This is a genomic window from Ralstonia psammae (assembly GCF_958405935.1).
GTDB lineage: Bacteria > Pseudomonadota > Gammaproteobacteria > Burkholderiales > Burkholderiaceae > Ralstonia > Ralstonia psammae.
Map to the genome: position 1 here is coordinate 16911 of NZ_CATZBU010000013.1, position 12454 is coordinate 29364.

Sequence of the window (12454 nt, forward strand, 5' to 3'; positions counted from 1 at the left end):
AAGCCAGAGGATTCGCCATGAATGTGACTGTCCAGAACCAGCTTTCCCAACACCCGGCCCAGGCCGCGGCCCATCTCACGCCCGAAGTCTGGGCACAGGCCAACCGACTGTTGCTGCGCAAGGCGATTGCCGAGTATGCGCACGAGATCATCCTCGAACCCGAACACCTGAAGGACACGGTCAACGGCTTCGGGCTCTACCAGGTGTTTTCCGATGACGGCAAGGTCTGCTACCAGTTCGAAGCCCAGCGATTGGCGCTGCGCCACTGGTTTATCCAGCCGGAGTCGATTCGCCGCCTTGTCGACGGCGTTGAGCAACCGCTCGATGCATTGCAGTTCATCATCGAATGCCGCCAGCGTCTTGGCATCCGCGACGACCTGCTGCCCATCTACCTCGACGAAATCAGCAGCACGCTCTTCGGCAGCGCCTATAAGCGCATGAAGGCCGACGCGCCGAGTAGCGCGCAACTTGCCGACGCCACCGACTTCCAGACCATCGAAGTCGCGATGATGGAAGGGCACCCAGGCTTTGTCGCCAACAACGGGCGTCTGGGCTTCAACGCCGTCGACTACCAGGCCTATGCGCCAGAGGCAGGGGCCGACATCCGCGCGATCTGGCTGGCGGTACACAAAGACCACGCCACACCATCGACGCTTTCCACGCTGGATTACGCACAACTGCTGAACGAAGAACTGGGCCAGGACACGGTTGACGATTTCACGCGTCAAGTCGCTGCCAAGGGCGTCGATCCGGCCGACTACCACTTCATGCCTGCACATCCTTGGCAGTGGTTCAACAAGTTGTCCATCGCATTCGCGGGCTACGTGGCGCAGCGCAAGATCATCTGCCTCGACTACAGCGCAGATCACTACATCGCGCAGCAATCGATTCGCACGTTCTTCAACACGAGCGATCGCACCAAACGCTATGTGAAAACCTCGCTGTCGATCCTGAACATGGGGTTCATGCGTGGGCTGTCGCCGTACTACATGTCGGGCACACCGGCCATCAACGAGTTCATCAAGGGGCTGGTGTCGAGCGATGCGTTCCTGCGTGAGAACGGCTTCACCATCCTCCAGGAAGTGGCTGCCATCGGCTTCCGCAACTTCTACTACGAGGCGGCGATTCCAACGGATACGCCGTACAAGAAGATGTTCTCCGCACTGTGGCGCGAGAATCCGCTGCAACTCCTGCAGCCAGGTGAACGCCTTATGACGATGGCCGCGTTGCTGCACGTCGACAAGGACGGCGTTGCGTTGATGCCGGAGCTGATCCGGCGTTCCGGCTTGCCGGCGCTGGCGTGGGTGCGCCAATACCTGCAGGCGTATCTGACGCCGCTGCTGCATTGCTTCTACGCGCACGACCTGAGCTTCATGCCGCATGGCGAGAACCTCATCCTCGTGATCGACAACCACGTACCTGTGCGGGCCATCATGAAAGACATTGCGGAGGAGTCCGCCATCCTTGAAATCAAGGCGCGTGAATGGCTGCCCGAGCGGGTACAACGCCTGGCCGTGGACGTGCCGGACAACTTCAAGCTGCTCGGCATCTTCATCGACGTGTTCGATGGTGTGTTGCGCCACATCAACCACGTGCTGGTGGAAAACGGCTGCTGCAGTGAAGATCAGTTCTGGGGCGCGGTGGCAGATTGCGTGTACGACTATCAAGACGCCCACCCAGAGCGCGCCGCCAAGTACGCGCACTACGACATGTTCGTGCCCGAGTTCCTGCACTCGTGCCTGAACCGCCTGCAGCTTGGCAACAACGTGCAGATGGTGAATCTGGCCGACCCTGCATCGAGCCTCAAGATGGCGGGCAACCTGGTCAACCCGATCGCCAAGTTCCGACGTGCGGCGCAGGTCCGTTCGGCGGCAGCGACTGAAGCTGCGGAGGCGGCTGCATGACGGACGGCATGCGCGCCTTCGCAGAAGACGCCATCGGCCCCGGCTTCGCCATGGCTCAAGCCTGGCGGCCACCGCCTGCCCCGAATCTCACGCATGTCTGGGAGGCGGCGCGGCGCGTCATCTCCAGTTTGCGCGGCGAGCAGGGCGGTGAAGTGCCGGCCGGCGCACTGTGCCTGGGCGACGACGCTGCATTGCAGGCGCTATGCGATCACTGGGCGCGCGCCTATCCGGAAGCCGGCGCGCATTACCTCGCTCTACGGTGCTGGGGCTTGGCGATCTGGCAGCCGATCTATCTGTGCGTGATCGCTGCACATCTGGATGCGCCGGTGCCCAGGTTGGCAGGTCTTGCGCAGCCAGTGAAGAACGGCTTCCCGAGTGGCCTGCATTTGCCTGCGCATGTGCCAGTCGATGGCACGTTCGCGGTGCGGATGGAAGTCGCTTCTGCTGAACTGCGCATGTTCTGCGCGGCAATGCGGCGCGCGCTGAAACCCCTGGTGTCGTTACACGATCGCGCCGCCGATCGTCTGCAAGCCGAATGCGTGCTCGGGGCGCTCATGGCGGTGCGTCCGCATGCGTCGTTGTCCGATGCCGATATGGGATCTGCGGGCGAAGCCTGGCTCGCGAGTCTTGGCATCGCTGGTGGCTGTGGCTTCTTTGCGTACCGGGCTCGTGACGGCACGCCTGCGATCGCTCTCGACCGCAAGGTCTGCTGCCACGATTTCCGCCGCCACGACGGAGAAAAGTGCAGCACGTGTCCGAAGCTCTCGCTGGACGCACGCATCGCCCGCCTTCGGGTTGAGGCGTCCTGAGCGTTTTCGCGCGAGCCCGGTCCCCCGATACCTGATGCGGCGCACGCGGTTCTAGCCTGGGCCGAACCGCTCGCCGTTCCGTGTTGGAGACTCTCCGATGACTGATGTTGGACGCCTGGCGCACGTGATGCCAGCGCATACCCAATTGCCCGTCGCCGCGTATTTCGACGATGCCTTGTTCGCGTGCGAACTCGAAACCATCTTCAAGCATTCTGCGTGCTACGTCGGCAACGAAAAAGCTGTGCCCGAGTCTGGCGATTGGCGTCGCCTCGCGCACGAAGGAGGCGGCCGCGTGCTCGTGCGCAACGCCGGCGGCGTGGAGTTGATGTCCAACGTCTGCCGGCATCGTCAAGCGCTGATTCTCGGCGGTGAAACTGGGAAGATAACCGGCCCAGCCAATGCCACAGGCAACCTGCGCGCAGCCGGCGGAAATATCGTCTGCCCCTTGCACCGCTGGACGTACACCGATCGCGGCGAGCTGATTGGTGCGCCACAGTTCACCAGCACGCCATGCAAGAACCTGCAGCGCTTTCGACTGCGCAACTGCCATGGCTTGCTGTTCGAAGGCCCGCGCGATCCGGCCCGCGACATGGCGCCGCTGTTCGCCCGTCCCGAGTTCGACTTCGGTGACTACGTGCTCGACCACGTGGAAGTCCATCAGTGCAACTACAACTGGAAGACCTTCATCGAGGTCTATCTGGAGGACTATCATGTCGCGCCGTTCCACCCGGGCCTCGGCCATTTCGTCACATGCGACAACCTGGAATGGGAATTCGCCGACTGGTACAGCATGCAGCGCGTCGGCATCCACCAGGCGCTCAGCCAACCAGGCTCGGATATCTACGGCGCGTGGCATGACCGGCTGCTGGACTATCGATGCGGTGCATCGCCCGACTTTGGCGCGATCTGGGTCACGTATTTCCCGACCCACATGATCGAGCTGTATCCGCATGTGCTGGTGCTCTCCACGCTGTATCCGAAAGGGCCGCAAGATACGGTCAACGTGGTCGAGTTCTATTACCCGGAAGAGATTGCCGCGTTCGAGCGTGAATTCGTCGAAGCGCAGCGCGCCGCCTACATGGAAACCTGCATCGAAGACGACGAGATCGGCGAGCGCATGGACGCCGGCCGTCGGGCCCTGATGGCGCGCGGTGTGTCGGAAACGGGGCCGTACCAGTCGCCGCTCGAAGACGGCATGCAGCACTTCCACGCGTGGTACCGGCGCGTGATGGGCACGTTGCCCGTCGCTGACGTGTGACGGGGAGCAACTGCTTCAGATCAAGGCGCAAGGCAAGGGCGGCGTTACAATTCGCCGCTTCCTACCAAGGTGTTTCATGCCACGCGGCCTTGTTCTCGCCACGCCTCAGCTCACATCGGACGGCACGCCATTCTCCGCCCAGTACGACGACGTCTATCACAGCGCTGAAGGCGGTCTGGCACAGGCGCATCACGTCTTCCTGGGCGGCAACCGGTTGCCGGGCGCATGGCAGGGCAAGCGCCCCTTCACCATCGTCGAAACCGGCTTCGGCCAGGGCCTGAATTTCCTGGCCACGTGGGCTGCATGGCGCGACGACCCGCAGCGTTGTGCGCGGCTCGATTTCGTCTCGATCGAGAAGCATCCGTTCGATCGCGCAGGCTTGTCGATCGTGCATCCGAAAGGCGGCGCGCTGGCCCCGCTGGCTGAGACGCTCCGCCAATCATGGCCTGTGCCGGTGCCCGGTGTGCATCGCCTGGCATTTGAAGGTGGCCGCGTCACGCTCACGCTGCTGTTCGGTGATGCGATGGAGACACTGCCGCAGCTGTCGTGCGCTGCCGACGCTTTCTATCTCGACGGTTTCTCTCCTGCCAAGAACCCCGATCTGTGGCAGCCGCACGTGTTCAAGCAGCTCGCGCGGGTCGCTCGCGCCGGCGCGACATTAGCCACGTACACCGCCGCAGGCTTCGTGCGACGCGGCTTGCAAGAGGCAGGCTTCGCGGCGCACAAGGCGCCCGGTTTCGGCACCAAGCGCGACATGACCGTGGCGCAGTTTCCAACACATTGGCGCACGCGGCGTGGGCCGGCTGAAGCGCCAGTTTGGAGCCAACATCACGCCATCGTGATCGGCGCGGGGCTCGCGGGCTCCTCGGTTGCGGAACGGCTCGCGTCGCGCGGCTGGCGCATCACGCTCATCGATGCAAACGAGGGCCCCGCGCGCGGCACGTCGGCGCATCGCGCTGCGGCCATGCATCCGCATGTGTCTATCGATGACAGCGTGCTCTCGCGCCTATCGCGCGCCGGCAACCTGCTCGCACGCCGCCATTGGGACGCACTCGATCGCGCCGGCTTCGCGACTGGTTTCCAACCCACCGGCGTGCTCCAACTCGCCGAACATGCCGACGACGCCGTTGAGCAGCAGCGCATCGTGCAAGCCCTCGGCTACCCCCGCGATTACATCGATTGGCTCAATGTGGACGAAGCCGCCCGGCGCGTCGGCGCCAGCGTGCCGCAGGGCGGCTGGTGGTTTGCGCAAGCCGGCTGGGTCGCACCGCCCGACGTTTGTCTGGCCAACCTGGCCGCCGCCGGCGCTGCAATCAACGCGCGCTGGAACACGCACGTTGAATCGCTGCGCAAAGACGGTGATCAATGGCAGGCTCTTGATGCCCAAGACGATGTGATTGCGAGTGCGCCGGTCGTCATCCTCGCCAACAGTCTTGGCGCGGCACGTCTGGCACCGCTTAAATCCGCGTCGCTCAAGCCAGTGCGCGGTCAACTCACCGATGTGCCGTTCGCCAGTCTGGAAACGGGTGCCGCTTGGCCGAAAGCCGTTGTTTGCGGCGATGGCTACCTGCTGCCCGCCGAGCCGGGCGCGAAGACGGTACGCACGGGGTCGTCATTCCAACCGGGTGAATCCGATCTGGCCGAGCACGTTGCCGATCATGCGGCCAATCTCGGGCGACTGGCCCGGTTGCAGCCACAGCAATCAGACGCGCTGGCGAAGCTGGACCCTGCACAACTGCACGGCTATGTCGGTGTGCGTTGCGTCTCCGCCAATCGCTTGCCATTGATTGGCCCGCTGGCGGATGAGGCTGCCGCCATGGCGCCCGGCTTTCGTCTGCGCGGTGCGCATGCGCAACTGCCTCGCCTCGCCGGGCTGTATGCCGCACTTGCGTATGGCTCGCGCGGCCTCACTTGGTCGGTACTGGGCGCGGAGTTGCTGGCAGCCCAGATCGACGGCGGTCCGCTGCCGCTGGAATCGGATCTGGCCGCGGCGCTGGACCCGGGTCGCTTTATCCGGCGCGCATTGCAGCATGGGCGCATGCAAGAGCAGGGCGCCGCACCCCCGGAAAATGAGCCCGCAGATACGCGGGATCAACGCGCTGTTTGAAGGGTTTTCCAAGCGTTCCGACCCAAAAAATCAGGGCTGGCGAACGTTCCATGCCATAATATGCGTTTTGCGTTTGCCAGCCTGAACGCGCCCGTTGTGCCGCGCATTGTGCAGTCAAGCGGCCCTCGCGCCGCATTCCTGCAAGCCCGGCAAGACCAAGAACTTTCAACCACGGCTGCTGCTGGCGCTGCGCCGTTCGACGTAACCATCTTCTGAATCTGGAATTACGACCATGTCGACTATCGAAAACCTCGGCAAGCTTGATCGCAAAGTGACCCTGGCTGTCCCGAAGGCCGAAGTGGAGCAAGAGAAGCAAAGCCGTCTGGCGCGTCTGTCCAAGACCGTCAAGATGTCCGGCTTCCGCCCGGGCAAGGTCCCGATGAAGATGGTCGAGAAGCAATATGGCCAACAAGTCGAGTTCGAGGTGCGCTATGACAAGGCCGCCCGCCAGTTCTTCGACATCACCAACGAGCAAGGCGTGAAGGTCGCCGGCCAACCGCGCTTCGAACTGAAGACCGAAGGCGTGGCCGATGACGAAGTCGCCTTCGACGCGACCTTCGAGGTGTATCCGGAAGTCAAGCTCGGCGATCTGGCCGGCGCGGAACTGACCCGCACCAAGACCGAAATCACCGATGCCGAAATCGACAAGACCCTCGACATCCTGCGCAAGCAACGCGTGCACTACCACCCGCGCGGCGAAGCCGGCGAGCACGGTGACGGCGGCGCAGCCGTTGCGCAAGACGGCGACCGCGTGACGGTCGATTTCGTGGGCACGATCGATGGCGTGGAATTCGCTGGCGGCAAGGCCGAGGGTTTCAGCTTCGTGCTGGGCGAAGGCCGCATGCTGCCGGAGTTCGAACAAGCCACGCTGGGCCTGAAGCAAGGCGAGTCGAAGAAATTCCCGCTGGCGTTCCCCGAGGACTACCACGGCAAGGATGTCGCCGGCAAGACGGCTGAATTCACCGTCACGCTCAAGCAAGTCGAGTGGGCACACCTGCCGGAAGTCAACGAAGCCTTCGCACAATCGCTGGGCATCGCCGACGGCAACCTCGACAAGATGCGCGCCGACATCCGCGAAAACCTCGAGCGTGAAGTCAAGCGCCGTACGCATGCGCTGCTCAAGGACCAAGTCATGGAAGCGCTGCTGAAGGTCGCGGAGCTGGACGTGCCGAAGTCGCTGGTCGAGCAAGATCAAGAGCGTCTGGTCGAGATGGCCCGTCGCGACCTCGAATCGCGCGGTATGCCGAACGCCAAGAACATGCCGATTCCGGCCGAGATGTTCACGCAACAAGCCGAGCGCCGCGTGAAGCTGGGTCTGGTGCTGGCGGAAGTCGTGAAGGCCAACGGCCTGGAAGCCAAGCCGGAGCAGATCAAGGCCGAGATCGAAGAGTTTGCCAAGAGCTACGAAGATCCGAAGGAAGTCATCCGCTGGTACTACGGCGACCAACAGCGCCTGGCCGAGATGGAAGCCTACGTGCTCGAAAACAACGTGGTAAATTTTGTGTGCGACAAGGCCAAGGTCACTGACAAGGCTGTGTCGTTCGAAGAGCTGACCGCCACGCCGGCGCAAGGCTGATTCGATCGATAGAGTTTCCGAAATAAGCACCGGAGAACCGCATGATCCGCAATGAACTGATCGACCAGCTTGCCCGCACCCAGGCTTCCGCGCTCGAGACGCAGGGGCTCGGTCTGGTGCCGATGGTGGTCGAGCAGTCGGGCCGCGGCGAGCGCGCCTACGACATCTACTCGCGCCTGCTCAAGGAACGAGTGATCTTCATGGTGGGCGAGGTCAACGACCAGACTGCCAACCTGGTGGTGGCACAGTTGCTGTTCCTGGAAAGCGAGAATCCAGACAAGGACATCTCGCTGTACATCAATTCGCCGGGTGGTTCGGTATCGTCCGGTCTGGCGATGTATGACACGATGCAGTTCATCAAGCCAGACGTGTCGACGCTGTGCATGGGCATGGCTGCAAGCATGGGCGCGTTCCTGCTGGCAGCCGGTGCGAAGGGCAAGCGTCTGGCGTTGCCGAACTCGCGCATCATGATTCACCAGCCGCTGGGCGGTGCGCGTGGCCAGGCCTCGGACATCGAGATTCAGGCGCGCGAGATCCTGTATCTGCGCGAGCGTCTGAATACGGTGCTTTCGGAGGCGACCGGTCAGCCAGTCGACAAGATCGCCCGCGACACGGATCGCGACAACTTCATGAGCAGCGAGCAGGCCAAGGAGTACGGTCTGATCGATCAGGTCATCGCCAAGCGCTGAAGTGTCGAAATCCTGCGCCGATGTGCGCGGTAGACGGTGTTGCCGGTGCGTTCTACGGCACACCGGCTAACCGCACCAAACATGTCAAGCGGTGTCAAAAACGAGGCTTCGCGCCTCGTTTTTGCTTTGAACAACACCTGCGGATCGTCGCCAGATAATTTGGCGTATGATGCTGCCAAGAACTACTGGTAATCGTTATGGCGGACAAGAAAGGCTCGACTGGCGAAAAGTTGCTGTATTGCTCGTTCTGCGGCAAGAGCCAGCATGAGGTCAAGAAACTGATTGCCGGCCCCTCGGTCTTCATCTGCGATGAATGTATCGACCTGTGCAACGAGATCATCCGGGACGAAGCTGCCATCTCCGAAAAGGAAGGTGGCCTGGCGGTCAAGTCCGATCTGCCCACGCCGCATGAAATTCGCCAAAGCCTGGACCAATATGTGATCGGTCAGGAGCAGGCCAAGAAGATCCTGGCGGTCGCGGTTTACAACCATTACAAGCGTTTGAAGCACCTCGGCAAGAAGGACGATGTCGAGCTGTCGAAGAGCAACATCCTGCTCATCGGGCCGACTGGCTCGGGCAAGACCTTGCTTGCCCAAACGCTGGCGCGTCTCTTGAATGTGCCGTTCGTCATCGCAGACGCCACCACGCTGACCGAAGCCGGTTACGTGGGCGAGGATGTCGAAAACATCATCCAGAAGCTGCTGCAGAATTGCAATTACGAGGTGGATAAGGCCCAGCGCGGCATCGTCTACATCGACGAGATCGACAAGATTTCGCGCAAGTCTGACAACCCTTCCATCACCCGGGACGTTTCTGGGGAAGGCGTGCAGCAAGCTTTGCTTAAACTGGTCGAAGGAACGATGGCGTCGGTGCCGCCGCAAGGTGGTCGCAAACATCCGAACCAGGACTTCCTGCAGGTCGACACGACCAACATCCTGTTCATCTGCGGTGGCGCGTTCGATGGTCTGGAAAAGATCATCATGCAGCGCTCTGACAAAACCGGCATTGGTTTTGGTGCAGAGGTGCAGAGCAAGGAAGAGCGTGACGTCAGCGAAGTGCTGCCGCAAGTGGAGCCGGAAGATCTCATCAAGTTTGGTCTGATTCCCGAGTTGATCGGCCGCCTGCCCGTGGTGGCGACGCTGGCCAAGCTCGACGAGGCTGCCTTGATGGAAATCCTGGTTGAGCCCAAGAACGCAATCGTCAAGCAGTACCAGAAACTGCTGGCAATGGAAGGGGTGGAGCTGGAAATCCGTCCGAGCGCGCTGACGGCAATCGCCCGCAAGGCGATCAAGCGCAAGACGGGGGCGCGCGGTCTGCGCTCCATTGTCGAGCACGCTTTGATGGATGTGATGTATGACCTCCCCAACCACAAGGGTGTGCAGAAGGTGGTGATCGATGAAAATACGATCTCCGACGACGGCAAGCCCTTGCTGATTTACGAAGAGCAACCCAAGGTTGCAGGTTCCAACTGACGCGAATGCCCGGCCGGGATGCGCCGTATGCGTCCCATGCAGGAAGCCGTTCGCTCGCGAGCGGCTTTTTTTGCTTCGGGAAACCGGGTCGGCATGCGACTTGCAGCAGCGGTCTTGTAAAACCGTCGCTGTGCCCAATTTAGCCCTTACATGACTTTCTGGGGAAAATAATGTCCGGAACCCAACTTTTACCCGCTGAGCAGATTCGCCTGCCGCTGTTGCCGCTGCGTGACGTGGTGGTGTTTCCGCACATGGTGATTCCGCTGTTCGTGGGGCGCCCCAAATCCATCAAGGCGCTGGAAGCTGCGATGGAGGCGGGCAAGAGCATCATGCTCGTGGCGCAAAAGACTGCCGCCAAGGACGAGCCGACCGACAAGGATCTCTACGAGGTCGGCTGTATCGCCAATATTTTGCAGATGCTGAAGCTGCCGGACGGCACCGTGAAGGTGCTGGTCGAGGGCACGCAGCGCGCCAACATTCTGTCCGTCACCGACGACGAATCGCACTTTTTCTGCGAAGCCGTGCCCGTCGGCCCGGAACCCACTGAATCGGCGGAGACCGAGGCGCTGCGTCGCGCCATCGTGTCGCAGTTCGATCAGTACGTGAAGCTGAACAAGAAGATCCCGCCGGAGATCCTGACTTCGCTGTCGGGCATCGATGAGCCGGGTCGTCTGGCCGACACCATCGCCGCGCATCTGCCGATCAAGCTCGAGCAGAAGCAGAAGATTCTCGAGATGTTCAACGTGACCGAACGTCTGGAGAGCCTGCTGTCGCAACTTGAAGGTGAGATCGACATCCTGCAGGTGGAAAAGCGCATCCGCGGCCGCGTCAAGCGCCAGATGGAGAAGAGCCAGCGCGAGTACTACCTGAACGAGCAGGTCAAGGCCATCCAGAAGGAACTGGGCGAAGGCGAAGAGGGCGCCGATCTCGAGGAGCTGGACAAGAAGATCAAGGCCGCCCGCATGCCGAAGGAGGCCAAGAAGAAGGCCGAGTCCGAGTTCAAGAAGCTCAAGCTGATGTCGCCGATGTCGGCCGAGGCAACGGTCGTGCGCAACTACATCGACACGTTGGTGGGTCTGCCGTGGCGCAAGAAGAGCAAGGTCAACAACGACCTGTCGAATGCGGAGCAGGTGCTCGACCAGGATCACTATGGTCTGGAAAAGGTCAAGGAACGCATCCTTGAATACCTCGCGGTGCAGCAGCGCGTCGACAAGCTGAAGGCGCCGATTCTGTGCCTCGTTGGGCCGCCGGGTGTTGGTAAGACCTCGCTCGGGCAGTCCGTGGCGCGTGCCACGAACCGCAAGTTCGTGCGCATGGCGCTGGGCGGCGTGCGTGACGAGGCCGAGATTCGCGGTCATCGCCGTACGTACATCGGGTCGATGCCGGGCAAGATCCTGCAGAGCCTGACGAAGGTGGGCGTGCGCAATCCGCTGTTCCTGCTCGACGAGATCGACAAGATGGGCGCGGATTTCCGCGGCGATCCGTCGTCGGCCCTGCTCGAAGTGCTGGACCCGGAACAGAACCACACGTTCCAGGACCACTACATCGAGGTGGACTTCGACCTGTCGGACGTGATGTTCGTGGCGACGTCGAACTCGCTGAACATTCCGGCACCGCTGCTCGACCGGATGGAAGTGATTCGCCTGTCGGGCTACACGGAAGACGAAAAGGTCAATATTGCCCGCCGCTACTTGCTGCCCAAGCAGATCAAGAACAATGGTCTGAAGGAAGGCGAGATCGAGGTGACCGAAGCCGCGCTGCGCGACATCATCCGCTACTACACGCGGGAAGCTGGTGTGCGTTCGCTGGAACGCGAGGTCTCGAAGATCTGCCGCAAGGTCGTCAAGCAGCTGCTGCTGAAGAAGGAAGGCGGTACGTCCGTGAAGGTCGATTCGGACAATCTGGACAAATTCCTCGGCGTGCGTCGATTCGACTTTGGTCTGGCCGGCAAGGAAGACCAGGTGGGCCAGGTGACCGGTTTGGCATGGACCGAAGTGGGCGGCGATCTGCTGACCATCGAAGCTGCGGTGATGCCGGGCAAGGGCAACATCACCCGCACGGGTTCGTTGGGCGACGTGATGAAGGAGTCGGTTGAGGCTGCGCGCTCGGTGGTGCGTTCGCGTTCGGCTCGCCTGGGTATCAAGGATGAGATGTTCGAGAAGCGCGACATCCACATCCACGTGCCCGAAGGCGCGACGCCCAAGGACGGTCCGTCGGCGGGTATTGCGATGACGACGGCGCTGGTGTCGGTGCTGACCGGTATTCCGGTGCGCGCTGACGTGGCGATGACTGGCGAAATCACCCTGCGCGGCGAAGTGCTGCCGATCGGTGGCTTGAAGGAAAAGCTGTTGGCGGCACACCGCGGTGGCATCAAGCTGGCGCTGATTCCGGAAGAGAATGTCAAAGACTTGGCGGACATTCCGGACAACGTGAAGAACAGCATCGAGATTCAGCCGGTACGCTGGATCGACAAGGTGTTGGAACTCGCGCTGGTACGCAAGCCGGAGCCGCTGCCGGAAGAAGAAGCCAAGCCGGCACCCGCCAAGGGCGACGACGGCAAGTCGCAGGAAATGGTGCATCACTGACACCGTAGCCTGCCAAGGTTGAAGAAGGGCCCGACATGTTCGGGCCCTTTTTCT

The 12454-nt window shown here is 61.8% G+C and carries 8 protein-coding genes; all 8 read left to right on the plus strand.

All coding sequences use genetic code 11. The features are described 5' to 3' along the window. Positions 1–17 precede the first annotated feature (17 nt). The 8 genes from R2N16_RS20485 to lon all read left to right on the plus strand — a co-directional run bounded on the left by R2N16_RS20485 (position 18) and on the right by lon (position 12400). Positions 18–1904, plus strand: a complete 1887-nt coding sequence (locus tag R2N16_RS20485; RefSeq protein WP_316668041.1) for an IucA/IucC family protein — start codon at positions 18–20, stop codon at positions 1902–1904. Then, positions 1901–2713 (plus strand): siderophore ferric iron reductase, encoded by an 813-nt coding sequence (locus R2N16_RS20490; RefSeq protein ID WP_316668042.1) that lies wholly within the window; start codon positions 1901–1903, stop codon positions 2711–2713. Before R2N16_RS20485 ends, R2N16_RS20490 begins: the two co-directional genes overlap by 4 nt. 97 nt (positions 2714–2810) lie before the next feature. After that, on the plus strand, positions 2811–3971 hold the full coding sequence (locus R2N16_RS20495; RefSeq protein ID WP_316668044.1) for an aromatic ring-hydroxylating oxygenase subunit alpha: 1161 nt from the start codon (positions 2811–2813) through the stop codon (positions 3969–3971). Between the two features lie 76 nt (positions 3972–4047). Beyond that, a complete protein-coding gene (gene mnmC, locus R2N16_RS20500) occupies positions 4048–6078 on the plus strand; it encodes a bifunctional tRNA (5-methylaminomethyl-2-thiouridine)(34)-methyltransferase MnmC2/FAD-dependent 5-carboxymethylaminomethyl-2-thiouridine(34) oxidoreductase MnmC1 (protein ID WP_316668046.1) in 2031 nt (676 codons plus the stop codon). Between the two features lie 232 nt (positions 6079–6310). Then, the gene (gene tig / locus R2N16_RS20505) at positions 6311–7654 is read left to right on the plus strand and encodes a trigger factor (protein ID WP_316668048.1); all 1344 of its coding nucleotides are present in this window, start codon (positions 6311–6313) and stop codon (positions 7652–7654) included. Positions 7655–7695: 41 nt separating this feature from the next. After that, complete coding sequence (gene clpP / locus R2N16_RS20510) at positions 7696–8343, plus strand: ATP-dependent Clp endopeptidase proteolytic subunit ClpP (protein ID WP_024975598.1); 648 nt, start codon at positions 7696–7698, stop codon at positions 8341–8343. Positions 8344–8540: 197 nt separating this feature from the next. Beyond that, entirely contained in the window at positions 8541–9815 is a 1275-nt protein-coding gene (gene clpX / locus R2N16_RS20515) for an ATP-dependent Clp protease ATP-binding subunit ClpX (RefSeq protein ID WP_316668051.1), read from the plus strand. Between the two features lie 170 nt (positions 9816–9985). After that, positions 9986–12400 (plus strand): endopeptidase La, encoded by a 2415-nt coding sequence (gene lon / locus R2N16_RS20520; RefSeq protein WP_316668053.1) that lies wholly within the window; start codon positions 9986–9988, stop codon positions 12398–12400. Positions 12401–12454 lie beyond the last annotated feature (54 nt).

What these genes read in the sequence shown, in the direction of transcription:
- R2N16_RS20485 (WP_316668041.1), top strand. Translation starts at nt 18, where the DNA reads ATGAATGTGACTGTCCAGAACCAGCTTTCCCAACACCCGGCCCAGGCC.
- R2N16_RS20490 (WP_316668042.1), top strand. Translation starts at nt 1,901, where the DNA reads ATGACGGACGGCATGCGCGCCTTCGCAGAAGACGCCATCGGCCCCGGC.
- R2N16_RS20495 (WP_316668044.1), top strand. Translation starts at nt 2,811, where the DNA reads ATGACTGATGTTGGACGCCTGGCGCACGTGATGCCAGCGCATACCCAA.
- mnmC (WP_316668046.1), top strand. Translation starts at nt 4,048, where the DNA reads ATGCCACGCGGCCTTGTTCTCGCCACGCCTCAGCTCACATCGGACGGC.
- tig (WP_316668048.1), top strand. Translation starts at nt 6,311, where the DNA reads ATGTCGACTATCGAAAACCTCGGCAAGCTTGATCGCAAAGTGACCCTG.
- clpP (WP_024975598.1), top strand. Translation starts at nt 7,696, where the DNA reads ATGATCCGCAATGAACTGATCGACCAGCTTGCCCGCACCCAGGCTTCC.
- clpX (WP_316668051.1), top strand. Translation starts at nt 8,541, where the DNA reads ATGGCGGACAAGAAAGGCTCGACTGGCGAAAAGTTGCTGTATTGCTCG.
- lon (WP_316668053.1), top strand. Translation starts at nt 9,986, where the DNA reads ATGTCCGGAACCCAACTTTTACCCGCTGAGCAGATTCGCCTGCCGCTG.